Annotated in this window: 25 protein-coding genes and 1 tRNA gene; 14 read left to right on the top strand and 12 right to left on the bottom strand. The window is 41.5% G+C overall.

The features are described from left to right. Positions 1 to 70: 70 nt before the first annotated feature. Entirely contained in the window at positions 71 to 886 is an 816-nt protein-coding gene (locus CRI9333_RS16255) for a TlyA family RNA methyltransferase (protein WP_015204261.1), read from the bottom strand. A gap of 252 nt (positions 887 to 1138) precedes the next feature. On the opposite strand from CRI9333_RS16255, the gene argJ reads away from it, so the two are divergent. After that, complete coding sequence (gene argJ, locus CRI9333_RS16250; protein ID WP_015204260.1) at positions 1139 to 2380, top strand: bifunctional ornithine acetyltransferase/N-acetylglutamate synthase; 1242 nt, start codon at positions 1139 to 1141, stop codon at positions 2378 to 2380. A 99-nt stretch (positions 2381 to 2479) separates the two neighbouring features. Here the strand turns inward: argJ and sds are convergent, their stop codons facing one another. Beyond that, a complete protein-coding gene (sds, locus tag CRI9333_RS16245; protein ID WP_015204259.1) occupies positions 2480 to 3451 on the bottom strand; it encodes a solanesyl diphosphate synthase in 972 nt (323 codons plus the stop codon). Between the two features lie 557 nt (positions 3452 to 4008). Between sds and CRI9333_RS16240 the strand changes: the two genes are divergently transcribed. Beyond that, on the top strand, positions 4009 to 4362 hold the full coding sequence (locus CRI9333_RS16240) for a hypothetical protein (RefSeq protein ID WP_015204258.1): 354 nt from the start codon (positions 4009 to 4011) through the stop codon (positions 4360 to 4362). A gap of 100 nt (positions 4363 to 4462) precedes the next feature. On the opposite strand, the gene murI is transcribed toward CRI9333_RS16240, so the two are convergent. From murI to CRI9333_RS16225, 3 genes are all read right to left on the bottom strand, one after another. After that, positions 4463 to 5299, bottom strand: a complete 837-nt coding sequence (gene murI, locus CRI9333_RS16235; protein WP_015204257.1) for a glutamate racemase — start codon at positions 5297 to 5299, stop codon at positions 4463 to 4465. A 57-nt stretch (positions 5300 to 5356) separates the two neighbouring features. Further along, entirely contained in the window at positions 5357 to 7144 is a 1788-nt protein-coding gene (locus tag CRI9333_RS16230) for an N-acetylmuramoyl-L-alanine amidase (protein ID WP_015204256.1), read from the bottom strand. Positions 7145 to 7816: 672 nt separating this feature from the next. Beyond that, positions 7817 to 8335: an AMIN domain-containing protein gene (locus CRI9333_RS16225; RefSeq protein WP_015204255.1), complete on the bottom strand. Its 519-nt coding sequence runs from the start codon at positions 8333 to 8335 to the stop codon at positions 7817 to 7819. 1112 nt (positions 8336 to 9447) lie between these two features. Here CRI9333_RS16225 and CRI9333_RS16220 point away from each other — a divergent pair. Beyond that, the gene (locus CRI9333_RS16220; RefSeq protein WP_041226087.1) at positions 9448 to 10188 is read left to right on the top strand and encodes an SIMPL domain-containing protein; all 741 of its coding nucleotides are present in this window, start codon (positions 9448 to 9450) and stop codon (positions 10186 to 10188) included. Positions 10189 to 10262: 74 nt separating this feature from the next. Here CRI9333_RS16220 and CRI9333_RS16215 read toward each other — a convergent pair whose 3' ends face one another. Beyond that, positions 10263 to 10634 carry a single-stranded DNA-binding protein gene (locus tag CRI9333_RS16215; protein ID WP_041226086.1) on the bottom strand — a complete coding sequence of 124 codons (372 nt, stop codon included), beginning with the start codon at positions 10632 to 10634 and terminating at the stop codon, positions 10263 to 10265. A gap of 58 nt (positions 10635 to 10692) precedes the next feature. After that, a complete protein-coding gene (locus CRI9333_RS26825) occupies positions 10693 to 10860 on the bottom strand; it encodes a hypothetical protein (RefSeq protein ID WP_157462338.1) in 168 nt (55 codons plus the stop codon). Positions 10861 to 10932: 72 nt separating this feature from the next. On the opposite strand from CRI9333_RS26825, the gene CRI9333_RS16210 reads away from it, so the two are divergent. From CRI9333_RS16210 to mreD, 3 genes are all read left to right on the top strand, one after another. Beyond that, positions 10933 to 11940, top strand: a complete 1008-nt coding sequence (locus CRI9333_RS16210; RefSeq protein WP_015204252.1) for a rod shape-determining protein — start codon at positions 10933 to 10935, stop codon at positions 11938 to 11940. A 144-nt stretch (positions 11941 to 12084) separates the two neighbouring features. Continuing rightward, positions 12085 to 12846 (top strand): rod shape-determining protein MreC, encoded by a 762-nt coding sequence (gene mreC, locus CRI9333_RS16205; protein ID WP_015204251.1) that lies wholly within the window; start codon positions 12085 to 12087, stop codon positions 12844 to 12846. Continuing rightward, complete coding sequence (gene mreD, locus CRI9333_RS16200; RefSeq protein WP_015204250.1) at positions 12830 to 13375, top strand: rod shape-determining protein MreD; 546 nt, start codon at positions 12830 to 12832, stop codon at positions 13373 to 13375. The genes mreC and mreD overlap by 17 nt, the downstream gene beginning before the upstream one ends. Here mreD and CRI9333_RS16195 read toward each other — a convergent pair. Then, positions 13372 to 14151: an HAD family hydrolase gene (locus CRI9333_RS16195; RefSeq protein ID WP_015204249.1), complete on the bottom strand. Its 780-nt coding sequence runs from the start codon at positions 14149 to 14151 to the stop codon at positions 13372 to 13374. The genes mreD and CRI9333_RS16195 overlap by 4 nt on opposite strands. 210 nt (positions 14152 to 14361) lie before the next feature. Between CRI9333_RS16195 and ribD the strand changes: the two genes are divergently transcribed. From ribD to CRI9333_RS16175, 4 genes are all read left to right on the top strand, one after another. Next, positions 14362 to 15516 carry a bifunctional diaminohydroxyphosphoribosylaminopyrimidine deaminase/5-amino-6-(5-phosphoribosylamino)uracil reductase RibD gene (gene ribD, locus CRI9333_RS16190; RefSeq protein WP_015204248.1) on the top strand — a complete coding sequence of 385 codons (1155 nt, stop codon included), beginning with the start codon at positions 14362 to 14364 and terminating at the stop codon, positions 15514 to 15516. 193 nt (positions 15517 to 15709) lie between these two features. Beyond that, positions 15710 to 16336, top strand: a complete 627-nt coding sequence (locus tag CRI9333_RS16185; protein ID WP_015204247.1) for a hypothetical protein — start codon at positions 15710 to 15712, stop codon at positions 16334 to 16336. A gap of 198 nt (positions 16337 to 16534) precedes the next feature. Beyond that, on the top strand, positions 16535 to 17317 hold the full coding sequence (locus CRI9333_RS16180; RefSeq protein WP_015204246.1) for an SDR family oxidoreductase: 783 nt from the start codon (positions 16535 to 16537) through the stop codon (positions 17315 to 17317). 86 nt (positions 17318 to 17403) lie between these two features. Continuing rightward, positions 17404 to 17485 (top strand) — tRNA-Leu (locus tag CRI9333_RS16175). A gap of 102 nt (positions 17486 to 17587) precedes the next feature. On the opposite strand, the gene CRI9333_RS16170 is transcribed toward CRI9333_RS16175, so the two are convergent. Continuing rightward, positions 17588 to 18172: a Uma2 family endonuclease gene (locus CRI9333_RS16170; protein WP_015204245.1), complete on the bottom strand. Its 585-nt coding sequence runs from the start codon at positions 18170 to 18172 to the stop codon at positions 17588 to 17590. A 210-nt stretch (positions 18173 to 18382) separates the two neighbouring features. Here CRI9333_RS16170 and CRI9333_RS16165 point away from each other — a divergent pair, with 210 nt between their 5' ends. After that, complete coding sequence (locus CRI9333_RS16165) at positions 18383 to 18811, top strand: DUF29 domain-containing protein (RefSeq protein WP_015204244.1); 429 nt, start codon at positions 18383 to 18385, stop codon at positions 18809 to 18811. Between the two features lie 87 nt (positions 18812 to 18898). Beyond that, on the top strand, positions 18899 to 20728 hold the full coding sequence (locus CRI9333_RS16160) for a DUF262 domain-containing protein (RefSeq protein WP_015204243.1): 1830 nt from the start codon (positions 18899 to 18901) through the stop codon (positions 20726 to 20728). A 56-nt stretch (positions 20729 to 20784) separates the two neighbouring features. Here CRI9333_RS16160 and CRI9333_RS16155 read toward each other — a convergent pair whose 3' ends face one another. The 3 genes from CRI9333_RS16155 to CRI9333_RS16145 all read right to left on the bottom strand — a co-directional run bounded on the left by CRI9333_RS16155 (position 20785) and on the right by CRI9333_RS16145 (position 23349). Further along, entirely contained in the window at positions 20785 to 20988 is a 204-nt protein-coding gene (locus CRI9333_RS16155) for a hypothetical protein (RefSeq protein WP_015204242.1), read from the bottom strand. A gap of 167 nt (positions 20989 to 21155) precedes the next feature. Next, on the bottom strand, positions 21156 to 22379 hold the full coding sequence (locus tag CRI9333_RS16150; RefSeq protein WP_015204241.1) for a class I SAM-dependent methyltransferase: 1224 nt from the start codon (positions 22377 to 22379) through the stop codon (positions 21156 to 21158). Further along, complete coding sequence (locus tag CRI9333_RS16145) at positions 22366 to 23349, bottom strand: carbohydrate kinase family protein (RefSeq protein ID WP_015204240.1); 984 nt, start codon at positions 23347 to 23349, stop codon at positions 22366 to 22368. The genes CRI9333_RS16150 and CRI9333_RS16145 overlap by 14 nt, the downstream gene beginning before the upstream one ends. Positions 23350 to 23451: 102 nt before the next feature. Here CRI9333_RS16145 and pedR point away from each other — a divergent pair, with 102 nt between their 5' ends. After that, positions 23452 to 23727 (top strand): photosynthetic electron transport-dependent transcriptional regulator PedR, encoded by a 276-nt coding sequence (gene pedR, locus CRI9333_RS16140; protein ID WP_015204239.1) that lies wholly within the window; start codon positions 23452 to 23454, stop codon positions 23725 to 23727. Further along, positions 23711 to 24301 (top strand): TolB family protein, encoded by a 591-nt coding sequence (locus CRI9333_RS16135; protein ID WP_015204238.1) that lies wholly within the window; start codon positions 23711 to 23713, stop codon positions 24299 to 24301. Before pedR ends, CRI9333_RS16135 begins: the two co-directional genes overlap by 17 nt. The last annotated feature ends 191 nt before the right edge of the window (positions 24302 to 24492 follow it).

Raw genomic sequence — 24492 nt, 5'->3', positions numbered from 1 at the left:
CGTCAGCATTCAGCTTTTATTGAAAAACATCTGCGTTTATCTGCGTTTATCTGCGGTTAAAAAAATCTTATCACTTACTTAATTCCTGACAAGCCTGATTAGTAACTTGTTTAATCATCTCTAAATCAGAATGAAGTATTTCACCATCCATTCCCACCCATAATAAATATTCAATATTACCAGCAGGGCCAGTAATTGGCGACCAACTTAAACCGCGATATTGCCATCCTAATTGTTGCGCCGTTTGTAAAACTTGTGCGATCGCATCTGCATGATCTTTAGGATCTCTCACCACACCTTTCTTCCCCACCCGTGCTTTTCCCACCTCAAATTGTGGCTTAACCAACAAAACTGCCTCACGAGGCGCTTGCAGTAATTCCCACAAAGCAGGTAAAACCTTTGTTAAAGAAATAAATGATACATCTACCACTCCCAAATCTGGGATAATATCACCATCACCATATAAATCAGATAATTTTAGATAACGAAAATTAGTTCTTTCTCTTAACACTACTCGCGGATCATTCCGCAAACGCCAATCAACTTGCCCATAACCAACATCAACACCATAAACTTTAGTTGCGCCAGCTTGTAATAAACAGTCAGTAAAACCGCCAGTAGAAATTCCACCATCTAAACAAATGCGTCCTTCTACAGAAATAGCAAATAATTCCAAAGCCTTAGCTAACTTCTCACCACCTCTAGAAACAAAACGCGATCGCTCCTTAATCTGAATATTTGAAGATACATCAACATCAGTTCCAGACTTATCAATAATTTGCTCATTTACCCTAACTTCTCCAGCTTGAATTAATCGCTGCGCTTGCTGCCTTGAAGCACATAAATTCAGTTCTACTAACAATATATCCAGCCGTTGTTTAGCCAATTAAACCCACTCTTTCAGCAATATATTTAAACTTATAAATAAGTAATTAAAACTTATATCTCAAAAAATCTCCCCTTTGCGCCCTACCCTACGGGAAGCCTTCGGCTAATGCGTTAAAAAAAAACATCATATCAGCACGATAAATCTCTTACATAGCTCAAAACCAATAAAAATAAATATAACTTATTTATTAACAATTAAGAATTAACTTGATATAATCACAACTCAAACAAGCGGACGACAGGAGTAACAATGTCTGATTGGCAAGAAATACCAGGCGGAGTGACAGCACCCAAAGGATATAAAGCGGCTGGAATTACCGCCGGACTTAAACCTTCAGGGCTTCCAGATTTAGCTTTAATTTTCTCAGATGTAGAAGCGATCGCAGCAGGAGTCTTCACCACCAGTCATGTCCGCGCCGCCTGTGTAGACTATTGCCGTCAGCGCCTCCAATCCAAGCATAGCGCCCGTGCCATCCTCTGCAACGCCGGACAAGCCAACGCCGCCACAGGTTCACAAGGTTGGATAGATGCCATAGAATCTGCCATGTTGGTAGCGCAAACACTCAACATTCCTTCTGAATCAGTATTACTAGCCTCAACTGGTGTAATTGGTCAAAGAATTCGCATGGAGGCACTCATTGCTGGCATTCCTCAACTTGTTAATGCCCTTTCTCCCACAGGAGGCGATGCCGCAGCCCAAGCGATCATTACCACTGATTTAGTTACTAAATCCATAGCCTTAGAAACTACCATTCACGATCGCCCTGTACGCATCGGGGGCATCTCTAAAGGCTCAGGCATGATTCATCCTAATATGGCAACCATGTTAGCCTTTGTTACCTGCGATGCGGCTGTTTCTACCTCCCTATGGCAGCAAATGTTAAGCAGGGCAGCAGACCGCAGTTTTAACCAAATCACCGTAGATGGCGATACCAGCACCAATGATTCCTTAATAGCTTTAGCTAACGGTGAGTCACGCACCCCAGCAATAACCGAAATGGGCGCAGAAGCAGAAAAGCTGGAAGCAATGCTAACAGCAGTATGCCAACATTTAGCCAAAGCGATCGCCCGTGACGGTGAAGGCGCTACCTGTCTAATCGAAGTAGAAGTTACAGGCGCATCAGACGAAAAAGCAGCCCGTCAAATAGCAAAAACCATAGTCGGTTCATCCCTAGTTAAATCCGCAATTTTTGGACGCGATCCCAACTGGGGACGAATTGCAGCAGCAGCAGGACGTGCTGGAATACCCTTCGATCAAGAAAATCTCCGCATTCAACTAGGAGATTTCTTATTAATGGAAAATGGTCAACCCCTACCCTTTGATCGTCCCGCCGCCAGCGCCTATCTCAAAGCCAAAGCAGCAGGTGAATACTTAAAAGATGATACTGTTTCCATCTCCGTCAGCATCGGTAACGGTTCCGCGTCTGCTAAAGCTTGGGGATGTGACTTAAGTTATGACTATGTAAAAATCAACGCCGAGTACACAACTTAAAGTATTTCAGAACCCACGCACAAGTCCACCTTAATAAAATCATCAAACCTCAAATCCCCCCTCCCTGCGGGCGGGGAGGGGGTTAGGGGGTGGGGTTCTTTAATAAATACGGCGCAAAACATAATCCGCTAAATCAATCAAAGCTTGGCGCGACGGACAATGTGATAAATCTCCCAAATGTTCCACAGCTAATTGAGCATGATGTTTAGCTAACTCACGCGATCGCTCTATCCCCTGACTTTCCTTAATCAGTGCGATCGCTTGTTCCAAATCCTCTTCTTCAACAAACTCACTCTCAATCAAACCCACTAAATAAGGCTTTTCCTCCATAGCATATAAAGTCGGTGCTGTCAAGTTACCGCTTTGCAAATCAGATGCTGCTGGTTTGCCCAAAGTTTCAGTAGAGCCAGTAAAATCCAAAATATCATCGACAATCTGGAAAGCTAACCCAATGTGTCGCCCATAGCCATACAAATTCTCAGCCATTTGGGGCGATACCTCACTCAGTACCCCAGCAGCCTTAGAACTATTGGCAATTAATGAAGCAGTTTTGTAATAACTCTTCTCTAAATAAGCTTCTATAGACAAACTGGTGTCAAATCCATTCAACCCTTGCTGAATTTCTCCTTCTGCCAAATCCATAATTACTTCCGACAGCAGCTTGACAACCTCTAGATTATCCAAATTCGCCAAATACCAAGAAGATTGAGCAAACAAGAAATCTCCTGCCAAAACAGCTATCCGGTTGCCAAACCGACTATGAACAGTAGGGATACCTCGACGCACTTCTGATTCATCTACCACATCATCATGTACCAAACTAGCGGTATGAATCATCTCCGTAATTTCTGCTAGTCGGCGATGGCGCGGAGTAATCTCCTGATCTAGCATAGTTGCCCGCGCAATCAAAAGCACGATCGCAGGTCGGACTCGCTTGCCCTGCGCCCCAAACAAATGTTCAGCCGCCGCATACAGTATGGGATGCCTTGCCCCCACAAGATTTTTTAAATTTTCCGTCAAAACTAGCAAATCAGCTTCAACAGGAGCAAAAAGGGAGGTCACTGAGGTCATGGATCGGCTAGCTCAGATGAGAGAGTTACGAAAGTTTACATATATTTTAAGCCAAGCCATCCCTATAAGAAAATTTTGTTCCTCAAGTCCAGTGTAGATGGCTGCTTAATCAATTGTAACGACTTGTTAAGTATATTAAAAAAATAACCCAAATAGCCGTGAATCTTATGTTAGTCTAATAATAAGGGTTTGAAAAAATTCATACACTGCTTGAGTAAAAGATGCAGGGTAAAGGTTAGATACCAGTAGCTAATTCAGGTGGTTTTTGTGAGAGGCGTAATCTGCCTGTATCATAATGCCGTCTCATCTAGTTAGGGGTGGGTAAATCATTCCTGATTGCTCAAGTAACATAAAGAACTTTCATCCTAGTAAAGATGCTAGGTGAAACTCATATTGCCTGGTAAACGTCTGTCGTTATTAAAGGCAATAAACAACCGTAAAGGAGCAGGACATTGTTTCCTAAGCGGCTACTATTATGGCATTCTGATTTGGTCAGATTAGAAGCGCTATTACTCGGTATTTAAATTTAATTTCTGTTTACAGCTTGCGTTTATCCTATGGCTTACGCTGATATGCCTGTGATCATACCCCTGTTAGCTACGGGGTATTTATTAACCATTTATTTCCTGTTGATTTTGGCACAGCGAACTGTAAAGCGTGGGCAAGATCCTAGTGGTCAAAACCATAGCTTACCTTATTCTAGATTACCCTCATTAAAGGGAAAACTTGTTGAAGAAAACTTTAATTTACCTAATGTAACAATCAGCAGGATTCGACCTACAAGCTACAAATTATCTTCTGGATTACAGCCTAATGTATACGCTAATTTAGCTGAAGGAAGTTTGAGCGAAAAGCTAGACTCTAGAGGCTGTCTTAGCACGGAAATTAGAGAAGAAGTAGCTCAAGGTTAGTAACAACCATTGCTGAGTACTAATTGTGCGTAAGTTTTTTAGACTTACGCACATTAACTTTATCTTCGCACCACCCAAAAAGTGTATTTTTGCGTATCTATTAATCCAAGGATTCCAACGGCAAAGACGGTTGTGGTAAAGCGGGTAAGTAAACTTTTTCAACTTCTGGCGTATATCCCAGCCACTGAACAGATAATTTAGCAAACTGTTCAGGACAACCACTAACACAAAATTGAGTTGGTACACCAGAAGTATTTTGCAGTCCTAATAGCTCTAGTTCCTGGGCAGTGGCAGCAGCAACAGAAACGGCTGGATTAACTAACTTAACTGTGCTTGGCAGAATATTACGAATAACAGGTGCTAAGTGAGGGTAGTGAGTACAGCCGTAAATCAGCGTATCTATTTCTTGTTCCAGCAAAGGCGCTAAATACTCTCTGGCTACTTCAGTTGTATAAGGATCATGAATACGATTTTGCTCAATGAGTGGCACAAACTCAGGACAGCCAACTTGCCAAACTTCGGCGGTGGCATCAATTTCTAATACTGCGTTGCGGTAGGCATTGCTTAAGGCAGTAGCAGGAGTAGAAATCACACCAATTCGCCGCCCCTGCTGTACAGCAGCACGCGCCCCAGGCAAAATCAGTCCTAAAATTGGTAAATCAAATTCTGATTGCACAGCTTCTAACGCCAGAGCAGAACTGGTATTACAAGCCATAATTACCATTTTGGCATCTTGTTCCACCATCCAGCTAATAATTTCGCGTACAAACTGTAAAATTTCTGCTGGTTTGCGGGTTCCGTAGGGGAGGCGGGCTGTATCCCCAAAGTAAAGAATGGATTCATTAGGTAACTGGTTGTAAAGTTCCTTGAGAACAGTGAGACCTCCAACCCCGCTATCAAAAATACCAATTCTTTTTTGGCTGTTGTGCTTTGTCATTTATTTTGTCATCTATTAGTTGAGCGTTGCAACTGAAACAACGGCGCTCTGTTTCAGCTAAAAATTTTGTTGTATATACTGTAAAACACCACGAGCGATCGCTTCAGCCATTTGTCTTTGATAATTAGGATCTGCCAATTTTTGAGCTTCCTGTGGACTCGTCAGATATCCAACTTCCACCAAAGTTGCAGGCATAGACGACCTCCTCAAGACATAAAATCTGGCACTACGGACACCTCGATTGTTAATATTTACGCTTTGTAGAACACTATTGTGGATTGTCTGAGCTAGACGTTGACCACCACCGTAATAATAGGTTTCCAAACCATTGACATCTGAACGATTACGAATAGAATTTGCATGGATACTGACAAATAAATCAGCCCCCACTCGCGCCGCCAAATCTACTCGCGGAGCCAAATCTACAAAGTAGTCAGCATTTCTGCTCATCACTACTTTAATTCCCCGTTGTTCCAATAAAGCAGTTACCTGTCTAGCAATTGGTAAAATTACATCTACCTCACGCAACCCACCATAACCAATAGCGCCTGGATCTTTACCACCATGTCCAGGGTCAACAACAACAACTATCCTGCTATTAGGAATGCTAGGTAAGCCTACAGACGGATTAGGTTGATCGGGTGGTGGTATGGGAATCGTAGTGATTGGGCTACTACCTGGTCGATTTTGTTTTAGTTGTATTGCTACTAACTGGTTACTAATCTGATTGAGTCCTCCTATTTCTACACCAGCCGATGGGATAACTTGAATCTCTACAGCACGAGAACCTACAGGTAGTAGCCGCACTCTCAACAGAGGGCTGTTAGGCGTTAGCTGTGGCTCTCGGTATGAAGTAGACAACTGAGCATTAGGAACCGTAATTCGGTAGAGACGGGCTGAACCGTCCCAAGTGATAATCGGTTTAACTGGTAAATCAGACCTAATTAATAGCTGTGGACTATTAAAATCAAGTTCAACTGACCCAATAGTGGCTAACTGATTGGAACTAGAGAGTGTAGAGCCCGAATTTTGTATTTGCGCCGCAGAAATCCCTTGTGGTAGTACCACGATGCCATCTAATCTACTTAGACTTGCTTGCCAATCAGGGCTATTTTCACTGACATTCAACGTGACACGAGCAACCCTAGGTGATGGTTGAGAAAATTGGATACGGCTTACACCATAGCGATTAATCGGAAAATCTCTCGCCAAGTTTGGGGCAAGAGTCGTACCGTCTAAGTCAATATTAATCGTGCGGCGATCTTCACTGCGACCTACTCTCAATGTGGGATTTCCGCCATTGGTACGGATAAAAAAACCATCTCGTGTGATTTGGAGATTTTGAATTTGAGTCCCTAACTGTTGAGATATAGTTGGAGGAGACACCGGGCGTGCTTGATTGTTGTCTACACTGACTGGCAAGTTAGTAACAGGTGTCAGATCCGGTAAATCTCCTATCCGCTCAGGCTTAGGAAGTTTTATCGACCACTGTGCAGTAGTTGTTCCCCTAAATAGAACTTCTTGGGGATCTATTGTGTATCCAGGGTTAAGTTCCAAGACTAAGCGAGTTGTCTGGTTATCAAATTGCCCGACTCTCAAAGAACGAATTGCACCAGCAAGAGGCTGAGTCACCGTTGGGCGTGCCAGAGTTGTACTTGGCAAGTCGATAATCAAACGAGTAGGGTTAGTCAGCAATTGCGCTCTAGGCTGTACTCCAAAATCTGTTTGAAAATCCAGCCGATTCTGATTAGCGTCAAAGCGCCAAGATAGCAATTTAGCGGCTGAAGCTGGTAGTGAAAACAGAAAAATACTCAAAAAACTGGGTAGTAACCAGTAAAATCTCACAATCCTTGCTCCTGAGACGCGGTGCAGCAAAATAGTTTTGACAAAGTGGTGATGGCAACGATGTTGGGTGATGAAACTATTTCAGACATTATTCCAAACTGTCAACATAAATACATAATTTCAGCACCAAAATCGAGGCGCGATTATCAGCAGCAAATGCACTTCTATTTAGAGATGATATAAATCAAAGATGAATTAGAGGCATGGACTCTTAGGTAGGGCGCACAGGAGATTTTTGCAAGATTCATTGTCCCTATTGGGTAAAATCTCTCCAACTCGGTGCTTTTCTAGGATCAAAACCCCATCCATTGTGGAGGTGGTGTTCTCCTCACAAGTGTAAGTTTTTAATAATTCAGCAGAAGTCTCTTCAATAAAAACGACTTATTGATAATGGGGCAAGGGAATTTATTAATTCTTACTCCCTGTGCCTCCTCTGCTTCCCCTGCTTCTGGGAAAATGTAAATAAACCTACACCTGTAGGGTGGTCTCCTCCCCCACTCCCTGCTGAAATGTTTTTTAATTTTTTTGCAGCAGCCTTATCAAGTGATTACTCATTCGATGAAGTTATCTAAATATTGGGAGTAATAAGGCTGCAACAGAATCTCCTACAAACTATATTTCCAGGGATATTTATTCCAAATGGCAGCAGTCAAGGCATTAATCTCTAGGCTTTTACGATTTGTTGCTAAATTTTGGGATTGGCATCTCCAACAATTGAGCTAAAGTTTTGGGCATTGTTTGATTAGATTGATTGAGACGAGGAGTAGATTGGGGTGGTGGTATAAAATTAGGTAACTCTTCTATGCGCTGTGGTCTGGGAAGTTGTACCGACCAATTGATAGGTGAAGCGCCACGGAAAATTACTTGTTGAGGGTCGAGAGTATAACCAGGTTTTAATTCAATTACTAAACGAGTAGTACGATCATCAAGTTGACCAACTCTCAAAAAGTTCATTGTGCCACTGAGGGGTTGCTTGACAGTTGCACGTCCTAGAGATGTATTTGGTAGATCAATGATCAGACGGGTAGGGTTAGAAATCAGGATGGCACGAGGTTGAACTCCTGAATCTGTTGTAAACGACAGCCGATTTTGATTGGTATTAAAATCCCATCTGACAATTCTACCAGCTTCAGCAGGTAATGAAAATAGAAAAATGCTCAAAAAACTGGGTAACAGCCAGTAATGTCTCACAATCCTTTCTCCTGAAATAGTGCAATTAACAGTAATCTTCTTAGCGATTGGTGATAATCAGAACATAGCCCATGCAATTGTTTACGACATTTTTAAAGTTTTTCATACTAGGGGTAAAAATAGTATGACGTAGGTAATTGTGCATGATAGGGGTCAGGAAGCTAAATACTTGATGTTTTTGTAATTTGGCATTTTGGCTTTCCCAGCCGTAAAGTTAAGCACTGGGACGTAAATGTAGTGAATTATGTTTCAGCCAAACGTTCTTACAATCTCCGTTTACATCTGTACCATTCCGCATTCAGAATAAACATCAGGGTGATTTGCTGTCAGTTGATGTCAGGGGGGGGGAAATACTACAATATGTTTTGACGGTATAAATTCACACCTATTACACTTAACCATAATTTGGTAAAATTTGATCTACTCGATTGGCATTGCTAAGTTCATATTTCCTGATCAATCAGATCCAAAAACTCTCCTAGAAAAATTTTAGTATTGGTAAGTGCAGCACAGTTACTAAGCAACAGATCATAACGTAAGCAAGCTAATATGTAGAGCAGTTTCTAGGCTGCTACTATAAATTAGCACAATACTTAGGGTGTAATGAAATAGGAATAAATGCTATGACAGAAAAAAATAATGAGTAGCTGATCTATATCTTAGTAAGTTTATAGTAACTCAAGCTGCTAGTTACTTAGGCGATCGCGCTTCAAGTATATACCTACACCAGCGATAGTGGACAGTAAGAAAAAATGGCTCAAATCAACGGCTTGAGTGAACAGTGCCAGGCTTTACTCAAATCCTCAGATTCCAATGAGTACGAAATATAAAATTCTCGCTCTAAATTTTAACTATTTTGGTGTCAACTATCAGCTTATTAACCAAACAATTGGATTTTATGGCTATCCCAAATGTGCAATAAATTATACATATAGCATTTTTATGAAGTCTACGGTTGTGCCTGAGTCTTTTGGTAATCTTGATCAGCGATGAGTTGCTAAAACTGTAACAGCTTAAACTTTTGATAGTTTCAGTGGCAGATTAAAAATAAGTTATACCATAACAGACTGATAGACGTTTTGAGATTCTAAAAGAATATCTCTGAATCAATGATGAATAAAATAAGTATGTCTGATATTAAGCTTAGTTCTTGGAATCGGTTGCCAGCTATATTTTTGTCTTTGGGTATTTTAGGCTTAACCTTTGCACATCCTGCTTTTGCCCAAGAGAGAATGTTGAAGACGATTACGGTTACTGGTAGAGGTGTGGAAAGGATTCCTACCACTAAGGCGCAAGTAGAACTAGGTGTTGAGGTGTCGGGAAAAACTGCGACAGCAGCGCAGCAGGAGGTTGCACGACGATCAAGTGCCGTAGTAGAGTTACTGCGATCGCGCAATGTTGAAAAACTAGAAACTACTGGCATTAGGCTCAACCCAAGCTATAGCTATGAGAACAATGTACAACGACTTACTGGCTATGTAGCTACTAATACCGTTAGCTTTCGGCTAGATACTCAAAGAGTTGGCTCTCTATTAGATGACGCGGTGAAAGCTGGCGCGACACGCATTGATGGCATTAGTTTTGTGGCTAATGATAGCGCAATTGAGGCGGCTCAACAAACTGCTTTACGCAAAGCAACTCAGGACGCTCAACGACAAGCAGAGAGCGTTTTGGGGGCATTAAATCTTACTCGTAGGGAAATTGTGAACATTCAAGTTAATGGTGCTAGTCCACCCCCGCCAGTACCCATGCCACGCCTTGCCAGTACTTTAGCTAAGTCAGACTCTTCTACACCAGTTGTAGGCGGTGAACAACAGGTAGAGGGTTCTGTTACGTTACAAATCAGCTACTAAACCTAAAAAAAATCAGTGTTGAGTTATGAGTTGCCAACTAATAACTCAACACTTGACAATTTATCCCATTTGAGTTAAAATTCCGTCCCCTGACCGCTATAATTGTCAACTGCACTAGCATCTGTGTCTTTTTTAGAACCTAGTAGATCTAGGCGGTCAACTTTGATCACAGGCTTTGAGCGGTTAGTGCCTGTAGTGCGATCGCTCCAAGTCTCTATCTTTAAAGAACCTTGAACCCCAATTAAGCTACCCTTGCGTACATAGTTACCAGCAATCTCCGCCGTCTTACCCCACAGTTCCAGATTAAACCAGTCCGGCTGGTCGCTCTTACTTGTGCGACGATTGACTGCTAGGGTCAGGTTACACTTAACACTACCTGACTCAAAATACTTAACTTCAGGCTCTCCACCGACTCGTCCGACGAGATTAACAACATTGAGATTCATCATAGTTTTATTAGTACTGGTGTACTTGTGTGTGGTGTATCTTAAATTTACCCAAAATTCAGGGAATCTGAGGTGGAAATTGCTTGCCCCTGTTATTTAGGTATGGGAATGAATTTTTCCTACTGATGGCGATCACGAAAATGCGATCGCAAACACCTAAACTAGACTCAGGATCAAAAACATAATACAATCCACCTCGGTTATATTTAGGGTACATTTCCGTCATTAATAACGGCATTTTTATTTGGGGGCTAAGAAGCGCGTGGGTTTGTTCAATCGCTTTTCCTTATCCCGGGACATGGGAATTGACCTGGGGACTGCTAACACCTTAGTTTATGTATCCGGCAAAGGAATTGTTTTGCAGGAACCTTCTGTTGTTGCCATCGATCAAAACCTCAGAATTCCCCTAGCAGTGGGTGAGGAAGCTAAAAAAATGCTAGGTCGGACTCCCGGAAATGTAATTGCCGTGCGTCCCCTCCGTGATGGTGTGATCGCAGATTTTGACATTGCCGAGATGATGCTCAAGCAATTTATCCGCCGAGTACACGAAGGCAGAACCCTAGTTTCTCCTCGAATTGTGATCGGTATTCCCAGTGGCGTTACTGGAGTCGAGCGACGCGCAGTAATGGAAGCAGCATCTCAAGCTGGAGCGAGAGAGGTTTTCTTAATTGATGAGCCAGTAGCAGCAGCCATTGGTGCTGGCTTACCAGTAGCAGAAGCTACAGGAAACATGATTATTGATATCGGTGGCGGTACAACCGAAGTAGCAGTTTTAAGTTTGCAAGGAACAGTTATTAGTGAATCTGTACGGGTTGCTGGTGATGAATTGAGTGAATCGATCATTCAATACATGAAAAAGGTGCATAATTTAGTCATTGGGGAACGCACCGCAGAAGAAATTAAAATTCAAATGGGTTCCGCCTATCCTACCCATGAAGATGACGATGCCATGATGGAAGTTCGTGGCTTACACTTGCTTTCTGGATTACCCAGAACAGTCACAATTAAAGGTCCAGAAATTCGTGAAAGTATGTCTGAACCGCTATCTGTGATTATTGAAGCTGTCAAGCGTACTTTGGAACGGACACCTCCAGAACTCGCAGCAGACATCATTGACAGAGGAATTATGTTAGCTGGTGGTGGCGCATTACTTAGAGGTTTAGATACCCTAATTAGCCACGAAACGGGAATTGTCACACACATTGCAGCAGACCCCTTAAGTTGTGTAGTTTTGGGTACAGGGCGCGTATTGGAGAACTTTAAGCAGCTAGGACGGGTATTCAGCGCCCATTCCCGAAATATGTAGTTAGTATTTGGGAAATGATCGCCAGTTTTGATGGTAATAAAAAACCTCTTGTTCTAGGTCTCAAGGAGCAGTAGTTGAAAATAATGCCCAATATACGAGTTTTAATTCAAAACTCATCACTTTAGAAATAACTCACAGCTTTTTATGTATACGTTGCGTCGCTGGTGGGATCGACACTGGCTACAATTTGTTTTGGTAAGTCTGAGCTTAGGAACTGCCTATGGGCTTCAATATACTCAGGGAGGAGTTTTGTTTGAGGCTTACCAGTCACTTACCCGTCCTTTTCAATCAAAACCAACTCCAGAGGAACGCTTAACAACTGCCCGAACTAGAGAACTGGAAATAGAGTTAAATGAGTTACAAAGCCAAAATCAAAAGTTACAACAACTGTTAGGTTATGTTGGGGCTGAGAAACAAAAAGGCTTCGTTGCTCCAATTATTGGTCGCAGTGCCGATCAATGGTGGCAACAGATAACTTTAGGTCGCGGGAGTCAAGATGGCATTAAAGTAGGCTTTAGTGTGATGGGAGTAGGCGGTTTAGTAGGTCGGGTTGTGAGTGTTACACCCCGTACTAGCCGCATCTTGCTAATTAGTGACCCAAGCAGTCGGGTAGGTGTGCTGATCAGCCGTAGCCGCCAAATGGGTTATATTCGGGGTCAAGGTTCCAATCGTGCTGTAATGCAATTTTTTGATAAAGTTCCAGATGTTCGTGTAGGTGACTCTGTTACTACCTCATCTGTGAGCCAACTGTTTCCCGCAGGCTTACCAATCGGGCGTGTAGAGTCTTTAAATTTAAGTAAAAATCCCGCTCCTGAAGCAGTGATTGAACTGACCGCACCAATGAGTTTTTTGGAGTGGGTAATTGTTTATCCTAAACCACCATTAGAAAGTGATCAAGATTTCTAAATTATCACTACGGACTCGGCAAATTCTTAACGGCTTTGTGATTGTTTTTTCCGTAATTTTATGCTTATTGATTTTGCCAACTCGCTTATCTGGGATGGAAATATTCGGATTTAGCCCTAATTGGTTATTAATTTGGGTGGTTACTTGGAGTATTAAGCGATCGCCTGTTCAAGGAGCGTTTGCAGGGTTAGTATTAGGATTAATTCAAGATGGGATGACATCTCCTCATCCTAGCCATACCATCAGTTTAATGCTAGTTGGATTCTTGAGCGCGAGGATTCAAAAACAACGATTCATTCAGGAAGACTTTATTTCTATAGCTTTAATTGTATTTGGTATGGCTATTGTAGGTGAAACAATTACAGCAGCACAGTATTTGTTGCAGGGCGATCGCAACTGGGCGGAAATTTGGACTGACTATCAGTTAATTGCTTTAGCCTCTGCTATTGTTAGTAGCCTCTGGGCTCCTGTAGTTTACTACCCGCTCAATCGCTGGTGGGTACAGATGAATTTGTTACAGCAATCTTAAACCCGAACTAGCTGGGTTATACCGAGTAAATCATGGGCTACAGATAGTAAGTCGCTGTGGATGCGAGTAGGTTGAAATTTTTTCAGCATATAGCAACTACGAATTCCACAGGTAACAGCAATTGTCGGAATTCCTAATGCTTGTCCTGCTAATATATCAGCTTCGGTATCTCCAACCATCCAACTTGATCGGGGAGATTGTTCCTTAATTGCTTGTGCCAAAAGTTGTGTTTTTGCTTCTGAGTTGTTTTGATAAGCTATCTGGCTATCATCAGTACCGTATATGCCACTAAATAAACGTGCTAAACCATAATTTATTAATATCTGTGTGGCTTCAGTGCGATCGCGCAATGTCACTAATACTAATTTGACTCCCTCTTGATGCAGCAGTGCCAATGCCCAACTCACTCCAGGCTGCATCTTATCTTTATTTAATAAACTAGGCTGATTGACAATTTCACATACATTCCTTAAAAAAGAATCAATCTGTTCCCCCTGCAAACCTGAACGCATGGCAATTTCCACATCGGGAACTCGATCTTGCTTCATTTCCCAAAACTGCTGTTTACTGAGTACTTGGATGGGCAGGATCATGCCTTGAGCTTGATAAGATGCCACTAGATCAGCTAGTGCTATCTGATAGGTGCTGTAGTATCGTTCCGAGACATTAACTATCGGTCCGTCAAAGTCACAGAACACCGTCATCCCTGACTTTTTTGGGTAATCTCGACACCGATAAAAAGGTGATTGTAATTTTGAAGCTGTCGTTCCTGTCATCAAAAGTTACTCAAATTTGCTCTTTGATACATTTCTTTACGTTATCAATAAAAACATAAGTTGTCATGGACTTGAGTCCCTTATATTGATTAGAAAAACATATATAAACTAGAAGTATATCCCCCAAACCTTGGCAACTACTTATATACATAGATCATAACTTAATGACTAATTACTAATTACAGAGTAGGCAGCAACAACAGCAAGTTTATGGAAAACTCTCCCTTAGACGCTCAAATTGATTCAGACCAAATGTTATCCGCGTCTTTTTTAGGAACACCATTAGATCGAGCAATGATGCAGCGATGTATTGAACTTGCTCGTCGCGCTTTGGGGCGAACAGCACCTAATCCCTTAGTAGGTGCTGTAATTGTTAAAGATGGGCAAATTATTGGCGAAGGATTTCATCCAGGTGCGGGTAATCCCCATGCAGAAGTATTCGCTTTGCGAGAGGCAGGTGATCTAGCTGTTGGAGCAACTATATATGTCAATCTAGAGCCTTGCAATCACTATGGACGGACACCACCTTGTTCAGAAGCGTTAGTTGCTGCTGGGGTGGCTAAGGTGGTGGTAGGGATGGTTGATCCCGATCCCCGTGTATCGGGTGGAGGTATAGCGAGATTACAGCAGGCTGGGATTGAAGTAGTAGTAGGTGTAGAAGAAGAAGCTTGTCGCCAACTCAATGAAGCTTTTATTCATCGTATTCTCTACCAGCGCCCGTTTGGAATTTTAAAATATGCCATGACCCTGGATGGTAAGATTGCGACTACCACAGGACACAGTGCTTGGATTACTAGCCCTGATGCTCGTCATATAGTGCATCAGTTACGTGCGGCTTGTGATGCCGTAATTGTTGGTGGTAATACAGTGCGCCTAGACAATCCTAAATTGACTAGCCATCAAACATATACTCATAATCCCTTGCGGGTAGTGATGAGCCGAAATTTAGACTTACCAACAGACGCATATCTTTGGGAAACAACAGATGCGCCCACGCTGGTATTAACAGAAGCAAATTCATCTCCATATTTTCAGCAAATGTTGTTGAAAAAGAACGTTGAAGTGGTAGAGTTAACGCCGTTAACTCCTACAAAAGTAATGGAATATTTATATCAGCGAAACTTGCTGTCTGTATTATGGGAATGTGGGGGTACATTAGCGGCTAGTGCGATCGCACAAGCCGCTGTTCAAAAAGTACTTGCTTTTATTGCTCCCAAAATAGTTGGTGGCAAAACAGCACCCTCACCTGTGGGAGATTTGGGATTGGCAATGATGACGGATGCTATAACTCTAGAAAGAGTGACATGGCGACCAGTGGGTTCAGATTGTATGCTTGAAGGTTATTTACCACCTCTACCCAGATAAAAGCAGTTAGCAATCAGGTATTAGTAGTCAGCTTTTTCATGGTAATTACAAAGCATTTTGTACTAACTTACCTGGTATATCCTCAGAGGATTCCGCCCACTATAGGTAGCGTTTTTAGCAGGATTATTGCTGACAGATTTACCACTGTTCTCAAAAAATTTATTAACTTTGTTATTGATATAGCAAGAAAAATATGCTTGAAGTCATAATTGGCAGCGTCTTAGTGGGGAGTCTGGGTCTACAGACGCTTTCCGTAAGTGGCTGGCTATACTGGCGACAGCAAACTATTCGTAAACAAAATGAATGGGAGGAGGAGGAGGACATCTTGACTAGCTTTGAATCAAAAGAAGAGCTTGCTATAGTACACCAACCACTAGAAATACAAAACAATAGTTCCGCGATCGAGCCTGCTAAAAACCCAGATCCGCGCTTAATGGGCTGGGAATTTAAGATTGTGCGAGCTAAAAGAGATTTATTCCGCGATCCGAGGATTTTTCAGCAGCTATGTGAAGAAGAAAGATCTGCTGGTTGGATTTTACTAGAAAAACTTGATGATCGGCGGGCGCGGTTTAAGCGACCAATTGCCCTACGTGAGATCGTTAATCCAGAATTCTTGTCTTTCGACCCTTACCGCTCGTACTATGGTCCCACTTGGACAACAATCAATTGGTTGGGTACGTTAGCAGCCATTTTAACTTTAATAGCGCCTGCATATTTGGGATATACATACGTCTCTAGGGGATTTGCTCGTTCCCAAGAGCGACCACCTGATCCTCCAGCCCAGCAGTTACCGCCTCCAGAAAAACCACCAGCATTCTAATTACCAAAGAAGATGGATGTAATTTTTGCTCAGTGTATTCAACTATTAATTTAGGTATTCGTGGGTTTACGGGCAAGATGCCCCGACTATATATAGCCAGTGGGTAGGGTGCGTTACGCTACGCTAACGCACCCTACAGGACTTAGGCTTTGCGTAAGTCCTGTGGGTAACTTCTATAGTTAAAAGCGGAGAAAGGATATGCAACTGGCAGAAAAAGTCGCATTGATTACTGGTGCTGGTTCCGGTATCGCTAAGGCAACAGCGTTGTTGTTTGCCAAAGAAGGCGCAAAAGTAGCGGCACTAGGTCGGACGGAGGAAGAATTAAACAAAACAGTAGCCCAAATTCAAGCTGCTGGCGGTGAAGCAATACCAGTTACAGCAGATATCTCTCAACCAGAACAGATGCAACAAGCTGTACAGCAGATTGTCAATCAATGGGGGCGCTTGGATATTGTCTTTGCCAATGCTGGAATTAATGGGGTTTGGGCATCGTTGGAAGAGTTGGAGCCAGAAGAATGGGATAAAACCCTAAATATTAACCTAAAAGGTACATTTTTGACGGTTAAATATGCTGTGCCTTATCTCAAAAAACAAGGTGGCTCGGTAATTGTCACCTCCTCGGTTAATGGCACTCGTATATTCAGCAATACTGGTGCTACCGCTTATGCTTGTTCTAAGGCTGCCCAAGTAGCTTTTACTAAAATGGCGGCGTTAGAACTTGCTGAACACCGTATCCGTGTAAATGTGATTTGCCCAGGGGCAATTACAACCAGTATTGACGAAAATACAGAGCGACGGGATGTGGAGGAGATTAAGGAAGAAGTTGAGTATCCTGAAGGAGAAATCCCTCTAACAGATGGTAAGCCTGGGACTTCTGAACAGGTAGCCCAACTGGTGCTATTTTTAGCCTCAGATGCCTCTAGCCACGTTACTGGAACTGAGGTTTGGATTGACGGAGGACAATCGCTACTGGTTGGTTAAACTAATTTAAAAATAAATCTCGAAAATAAAGCCAATAATACTTGCCATAATCGTAAAAGTTTTGCTATGATAGTTAAGGAATATTTGCGGATGTGGCGGAATTGGCAGACGCGCTAGATTTAGGTTCTAGTTCCGAGAGGAGTGAAGGTTCAAGTCCTTTCATCCGCATTAAATAAGATAAGGGTTTTAGCTTTTCGGTAAGTTAGAACCCTTGTTTTTTGGGGATTTATAGCAACCGACAAGGCGCTGAGGACAATGATCCAATCTGTTTTAGCCTTCATTCTCTGGTTCAAGAGTTAAACTGCGATAGACTTGCTCAATTGGAAAATTGAGGTTAATGCTTTTAAGTTTGATCGTGTCGCCTGCTTTGTAGTTGATAATCAACCAGTCACCTGCTTCATTTTTATGATATAAGTCCATTTCGATGCTAGTGGAACTTACTAATAAGTAATCTTGTAAGGCTGGATTGTTGCGATACATTCTGAATTTGCCGCCTCTGTCGTAGGCTTCGGTACTTTTTGAGAGTATTTCGACGATTAAGCAGGGGTAGGTGATGTATTGGGTGGTGGTTTTGTCGCGATCGTCGCACGTGACGCTAGCATCTGGGTAGGTGTAGTTATTTGTACCAACAATGTTAATTCGCAGGTCAGAGTTACCAGTAATACAGTTGCTACCGTCTAAATGCGTATCAATCAGGGTAGTAAAGCGTACTGCTATGCGACTGTGATTTACACTACCGCCGCTCATGGCATAAACTTGACCGTTGATCAATTCATGCTTTTCTAGCTGCTGTTCTTCCCAAGTGAAATATTCTTCGGGGGTTAGGGTGGAGAAATTTTCTTTGGCTGCGATCATGGTTCGTTACCTCCTAAGTTTGTAGTTGTTCTTCTGCCCCTACTGTTGTCAATCAGCATTTGCCATAAGATTTATTTATAATCTTAAACATGAGAGAAGCAAAAATTTGATGCGATCCTACTAAAAATTAATTAAAACATTGAATGAAAATGCTCGTTACTAGGCTTGATCGTAGGAACGAGAACCCCTGTTCCTAATTTAGGATAATTTATGAACTCAGCTACCCATGATAATGACTTTTATGCTTGGACACAAGAGCAAGCACATTTATTAAAAACAGGGCAACTACATCAAATAGATTGGCAGAATATTGCTGAAGAAATAGAAGACATGGGACGCTCTGAAAAAAGACAATTAGAAAGTAGATTAGAAGTTTTGATTATGCACTTATTAAAATGGCAGTTTCAGCCTAATTTACGTTCCCGTCGTTGGCAATTAACCATCAAAGAGCAACGCCTGCGCTTAGAAAAACTACTGCAAGAAAATCCTAGTCTACAATCGAATCTTTGCGAAGTTATAGAAAAAGTTTATCCTCTAGCTGCCCTGAGCGCAGAAAGAGAAACCGGATTATCTTTATTTCCTGAAACTTGCCTATATAACTTAACAGAAATTTTATCATCAGAATTTTTCCCCGGGTAAAACATAAATTTATTTTTTCTACCCTTAAGCTCTATCCGAAACAGAAGGTATACTATATAAAATTGTTGCAGGTGAAGAAATAGCGGAATGAAAGAGATTCTGGGAGATGCTAAAACAATTCGTCAACTTTTAAGCGGTAATAAATACTCTATTGACTATTACCAAAGGGAGTATAAATGGGAAACTAAACAAATTCAAGAGCTTTTACAAGATATAACAGGTAAATTTTTATATGATTTTGATATAACTCACGAACGTCAAGCTGTTGAGAACTACGGGCATTACTTCTTAGGTTCAATTATTATTAGCCAGAAGGAAGCTAAGAAATTTATTATTGACGGACAGCAAAGGCTGACTACTTTATCTCTACTGCTGATTTTTCTACATAACTTACAAAAAGAACGCCCTCATCAAGTTAAAATTGACGATTTAATATTTTCAGAAAAATTTTCTCAAAAATCCTTTAACCTGGATGTTGAAGAGCGAAATTCTTGTATGGAAGCACTCTTTAACCAAATTCCTTTTGATGATATAGATAAACCGGAATCAGTAAAGAATATTATTGCTCGTTATCAAGATATTAAAGAAAATTTTCCTGAAGATTTAACGGGAAATGCTTTACCCTACTTTATTGATTGGCTAATAGAGAACGTTAATATCGTTGAAATTACAGCTTACTCGGATGAGGATGCTTATATTATTTTTGAAACAATGAACGACCGAGGGCTATCTCTGACACCAACAGATATGCTCAAGGGATTCTTTGTGGCAAATATCAACGATGAAGCCAAGAGGGAACAAATAAATCAGCTTTGGAAACAACGAGTAAATGCTTTGATGGAATTGGGCAAAGAAGAAGAAGTTGATGCCATTAAAACTTGGCTTCGCAGTCAGTACGCCCAAACAATTCGGGAACGCAAAAAAGGTGCTGTTCCTGGTGACTTTGAGCGCATCGGTACTGAATTTCATCGGTGGGTACGCGACTATCGGGATAAAATTGGACTCAATAATAGTGCTGAATTTGTGCGCTTTATTGAGCGAGATTTTGCATTTTATACCCGTCAGTATCTTCAGTTGCGAAAAGCATCAATATCTTTGAAAGCAGGGTTAGAAGAAGTTTTTTATAATGCCCAGTATAATTTTACTCTGCAATATCCTTTATTACTTGCACCTCTAAATCCTGATGATGATCCCCAAGTTGTTAATCGGAAAATTCGTTTAGTGGCAAGTTTTCTCGATATTCTTCTTGCCCGTAGGTTATGGAACTTCCAGAACATTACTTACGACACGATGCAGTATGCCATGTTTGTAGTTATGCGGGATATTCAGGGAAAAAACCCTACCGAACTCGCTGTTATTTTGCTTCAAAAGTTAGTTGCACAAGCAGAAGTATTTGCTTCTAATGACAGACTGCGATTGTATCAGCAAAACTCTAATGCTATTAAGCAGTTTCTCGCCCGAATAACAGACCATGTGGAAAGGCAATCGGGGCTAGATTCGCATTATAAGGAATACAGATCTCGTGGGAAGAATCGCTACGACATAGAGCATATTTGGGCAAATAAGTTTGAACGTCATTCCGATGAGTTTTCTAGTAAGGAAGATTTTTTAGAGTATCGCAACCGTATTGGGGGTTTGTTGTTGCTACCAAGGTCTTTTAACGCTAGTTATGGTGATTTGCCTTACACTGAAAAATTGCCCCATTATTACGGTCAGAATATTTTAGCTCAATCCCTAAATCCTCAATGTTACGACCATAACCCAGAGTTTTTGGCATATAAGAAACGGAGTAATTTACCTTTTCAGCCGCATGAGGAATTTAAAAAGGCAGATTTGGAGGCACGGCAGAAGCTTTATCAGAAGATTGCTGAGGAAATTTGGAATCCAGAACGTCTGATAAGATTAATTGAATCTTAAACACATCCCCTCCCTAAATATTGGAGGGGATTGAGATTTGCAAACTTTTCTGGCAATTAAGGAAAATCAGGAATAACCCACTTGGGCGGTTCCATAAGTTTCTTCCTTCTCGCTTCCTCAGCAATTTCGTGCATTTTATCTAAGGAAGTTTCTTGCATAAATTTGGATGCTTCGCTGACATATTCCAGCTTAGGACATTTATCTCCTAAAACGCAGCCATTAACGCAAGCTACGGCACAGTCTATCGTTGTTGCTTCCACTGTAAGTTTTTTCCTCTTATTATCTGAAAGTGCAGCCAACAGATTTACTTTTAATTATATTAACTTGAGGCTAACCTGTTGACAGGGAGGGGGAGAAAGAAGGTTAATAAAGGACATTTTTTAGGATGCGATCGCACCTGCAACTCCGCAGGAGTATCGCACATTCATCACATACTAGGCATACTCAAACCTTTTAGTTGTCGCTGATGATCTTCAGTTAACCACTTACTTTGAATTAAAACGCCAAACTTCCCCAACCCCATTGGATTAATTAGTTGGTGTAAAGCATCACGGCGCTGTAAAATTTGTTGGATACCTTGAGTATCAGTAACGCTGCTAGTAGATATAGCGGAAATGCGATCGCCTAACCCTAACGCCATTAAAAATAACCCCTGCTGAGTAAATCCTACCTTGTGTAAACCGCACAATTCCCCCTGACGTTCTAAGGCGGTAAAGTCTACATGGGCAGTAATATCTTGATATCCAATATTGATATAGGGATCATTATGATGGGCGTGTTGATAGTAACACTGCAAAGTTCCCTGATAACGTTGAGGGTTGTAATATCGAGTTGCTGTGTAACCATAGTCAATTGTTAGCAGATAACCCTGCTGTAGTTTATTGGATATTGTTTTTAGCCAGTCCAAAGCTGCTAAATTTACCTCACTACGGTATCCATCCTGATAATTACCGCTAAATAAATTAATTCCAACTAACTCAAAATACTCAGATAGTTGCGGTGTCGAAAGTTCATCAGTTACCTCTACAAATTCACTACTCCCTCTGGCTTCCCCACTTTTATCAAGGGAGGGTGTGGTTACATAAATTTCCTTTAGCTGACCTTTTTTCAGCGCAATTTGATTTACGGGTAAAGCATCTACTAACTCATTAGAAAAACAACAACCGACTATCGAATTATCTGAAATTTCTTCAAAAGTAGACCACCTTACAGGTAATTCTAAATTAGGTAATGCTCTTTGCAAAAACTGCTGTTGTTGAGTAATCATTGCTGCTGCTTTTTCAACAATGATGTATTCTAACGAGTTAAAAAAATTGGGATGCTGTCGATGGAGATAGCGCAAGACATCAGTTGCTATCAAACCTTGTCCTGCGCCCATTTCTACTAACTGAAACGAAGGAGGATTTCCTAAAATCTCCCACATTTCGACAAATTGTTCTGCTAATAACTCACCGAAATCAGTACCAAAATGGGGAGAGGTAACAAAATCCCCTTGCGCCCCAATGTTAGTAGCATTAGCAGCATAATAACCATGCTGGGGATGATACAGCACCAAATCCATGTACTCTGCAAAATTTATTTGATGATTTGGTGCTTGTGCAATTTGATCGGTAATTATTTTACACAGAACAGAATTGCTATTTAGTAACATTTTGTTGCTGAGATAGAAAAGTTTCGACTTCTGCTGCTGTAGGTTGAGATGCGATCGCACCTGGTTTCATTGTTGTTAAAGCCCCTACTGCATTCGCGTATGTAACAATATTTTTGGCAGTTTCGCCATCAGTTAAACTCTTAATACCGAGTTTGCATAATTGATGTAAAAAACCAGCAACAAAAGCATCGCCAGCGCCAGTTGTATCAACTACATCTATATCAAATGAAGACACATGACCTTCATTTTCTGATAGACAGTAACCGCAACCTTTTTCACCCGCAGTAACTAAAACACCTTCTAAAGAATTAAGCCGATAAGTAATAGCACCTGCATCAGTTGTATCAAATAACCACTCAGCTTCTTCTTCAGAAAGCTTCAGAAAATCAACGCGCTTAAATAATTCTTGAATTAATGGTTTTGCTTCATCAGGGTTAGTCCAAAACATCGGTCGCCAATTCACATCTAGCAAAATTTTGACATCATATTGTTCTGCTAATTTCAACGCTTTGGCGATCGCACCTCTTGTTTCTGGGTAAGCTAATTCCAGAGTTCCCAAAACTAAAAAATCAGCAGTTTCAAATATGCCTTCTGGTAGATGATTACCTTGCAAAAAAGCATCAGCAAATTCTGTCGTATCTTTGTCACCAAAACCCGCGAATTCGCGATCGCCTGCTTCCGATCTCAGCACATAAACTTGTCGAGTTGGCGCAGTCTGATGACGTTGTACCCCAGTAGTATCAACACCCACCTCCTGTAACACTTGTACTAACGAATCTCCTGGTTGATCAGCCCCTACGCAGCCAATAAACCCAGCATTAGTACCTAACTTAACTAAAGCACAAGCAACATTTGCAGGCGCTCCCCCTGGGTAGGGAGTCCATGATTTTACTTGATCTAGAGGGAGTCCTACTTGATCCGCTAGACAATCAAATAAAATCTCACCGAGACACAAAACACGATTAGACATAAGAGCATCTTTAGGCAACCTGATATCAGCCTACCAGAGCGTTAGCCTTGCGTTTAGAATTGAAATAGATATGTAAGTAGATATACTAAGGAAAAATCCATCATGGCTAATACCAAGCCAAGAACCCCAGCTTCCCTCTCAGAGAGAGAACTACAAATTATTGAATTAGTCACTGCGGGTTTAACTAACCACGATATTGCTGAAAAATTGGAAATTAGTAAACGTACAGTTGACAATCACATCAGTAATATCCTGACAAAAACCGCAACAGAGAACCGAGTAGCACTTGTACGTTGGGCTTTACAGTGGGGCAAAGTTTGTATAGATAATGTCAACTGTTGTCCCCTGCCAACTGCTAACGATGAAGTTGTTTCTTAGCTACCTTGGCACAAGCAACCTAACATTTTTAGGCTTGATATTACTAGGGTTGGGCGGTTGTCGTGAACAAGGCTTTCTCACCCCACCGACTCAAACTTTTGGATCTACACTCAACAGTGTAGTTGCAGATCAACAACCCCGCTATTCATACGATGGTCGCTACCTAGTTTTTGCTTCAGATAGGCTGAGTCAACGCCGCGTGTTTCTCTATGACGTTCCAAACAAGCGTCTTATTGATCTACCTGGACTAAATCCGCCAAATAGTATCCAAGATCAACCCGATATTAGTGCTGATGGTCGCTACATAGTTTACATTTCTGAGCAACGTGGCAAGCCAGATGTTTTTGTTTACGATCGTCAAAGTTTTGAGTCAGAAGTAATTACTGAAAATTTACTAGCCGAAGTCCGTCATCCCACAATTAGTGGCAACGGTCGATTTGTAGCATTTGAGTCTAACCGCTCAGGACAGTGGGATATTGAAATTTACGATCGCGGTTCCAATATAGAACAATCCTTACCTAGCCCTCAGCAGCCAACTCAAGCACCAGTTTCACCTCCCCCTACTAACCCATAATCTGGATTTGCGAGTACTTAACCAAACCTATCTTTTTGATTGAAAAAATTACTCTAATTCCTTATCTGGGGCGACATTCGGCGCTTTTTGTTAATGAAAAGTAGACAAATTTGCAATAAAACTTAAAGAATAAGGGCTACAGCGAGTCCTAATCCAGTAGTACTCTGAAGCTTATTAACACTTTTTGGAAA

Source organism: Crinalium epipsammum PCC 9333, from assembly GCF_000317495.1.
Lineage (GTDB): Bacteria > Cyanobacteriota > Cyanobacteriia > Cyanobacteriales > PCC-9333 > Crinalium > Crinalium epipsammum.
Note: the sequence above shows the minus strand (reverse complement) of the source record. Positions and strands in the feature narration are given on the sequence as shown.

Bases quoted from the DNA above. Each gene is read 5' to 3' on its own strand.
- CRI9333_RS16195 (WP_015204249.1), bottom strand. From the start codon at position 14,151: ATGACAGGAACGACAGCTTCAAAATTACAATCACCTTTTTATCGGTGT.
- CRI9333_RS16160 (WP_015204243.1), top strand. From the start codon at position 18,899: ATGAAAGAGATTCTGGGAGATGCTAAAACAATTCGTCAACTTTTAAGC.
- CRI9333_RS16135 (WP_015204238.1), top strand. From the start codon at position 23,711: ATGAAGTTGTTTCTTAGCTACCTTGGCACAAGCAACCTAACATTTTTA.
- CRI9333_RS16180 (WP_015204246.1), top strand. From the start codon at position 16,535: ATGCAACTGGCAGAAAAAGTCGCATTGATTACTGGTGCTGGTTCCGGT.
- CRI9333_RS16215 (WP_041226086.1), bottom strand. From the start codon at position 10,634: ATGAATCTCAATGTTGTTAATCTCGTCGGACGAGTCGGTGGAGAGCCT.
- CRI9333_RS16210 (WP_015204252.1), top strand. From the start codon at position 10,933: ATGGGAATTGACCTGGGGACTGCTAACACCTTAGTTTATGTATCCGGC.
- CRI9333_RS16170 (WP_015204245.1), bottom strand. From the start codon at position 18,172: ATGATCGCAGCCAAAGAAAATTTCTCCACCCTAACCCCCGAAGAATAT.
- ribD (WP_015204248.1), top strand. From the start codon at position 14,362: ATGGAAAACTCTCCCTTAGACGCTCAAATTGATTCAGACCAAATGTTA.
- CRI9333_RS16150 (WP_015204241.1), bottom strand. From the start codon at position 22,379: ATGTTACTAAATAGCAATTCTGTTCTGTGTAAAATAATTACCGATCAA.
- CRI9333_RS16185 (WP_015204247.1), top strand. From the start codon at position 15,710: ATGCTTGAAGTCATAATTGGCAGCGTCTTAGTGGGGAGTCTGGGTCTA.
- argJ (WP_015204260.1), top strand. From the start codon at position 1,139: ATGTCTGATTGGCAAGAAATACCAGGCGGAGTGACAGCACCCAAAGGA.
- pedR (WP_015204239.1), top strand. From the start codon at position 23,452: ATGGCTAATACCAAGCCAAGAACCCCAGCTTCCCTCTCAGAGAGAGAA.
- sds (WP_015204259.1), bottom strand. From the start codon at position 3,451: ATGACCTCAGTGACCTCCCTTTTTGCTCCTGTTGAAGCTGATTTGCTA.
- mreC (WP_015204251.1), top strand. From the start codon at position 12,085: ATGTATACGTTGCGTCGCTGGTGGGATCGACACTGGCTACAATTTGTT.
- CRI9333_RS16165 (WP_015204244.1), top strand. From the start codon at position 18,383: ATGAACTCAGCTACCCATGATAATGACTTTTATGCTTGGACACAAGAG.
- CRI9333_RS26825 (WP_157462338.1), bottom strand. From the start codon at position 10,860: ATGACGGAAATGTACCCTAAATATAACCGAGGTGGATTGTATTATGTT.
- CRI9333_RS16220 (WP_041226087.1), top strand. From the start codon at position 9,448: ATGAATAAAATAAGTATGTCTGATATTAAGCTTAGTTCTTGGAATCGG.
- murI (WP_015204257.1), bottom strand. From the start codon at position 5,299: ATGACAAAGCACAACAGCCAAAAAAGAATTGGTATTTTTGATAGCGGG.
- CRI9333_RS16145 (WP_015204240.1), bottom strand. From the start codon at position 23,349: ATGTCTAATCGTGTTTTGTGTCTCGGTGAGATTTTATTTGATTGTCTA.
- CRI9333_RS16240 (WP_015204258.1), top strand. From the start codon at position 4,009: ATGGCTTACGCTGATATGCCTGTGATCATACCCCTGTTAGCTACGGGG.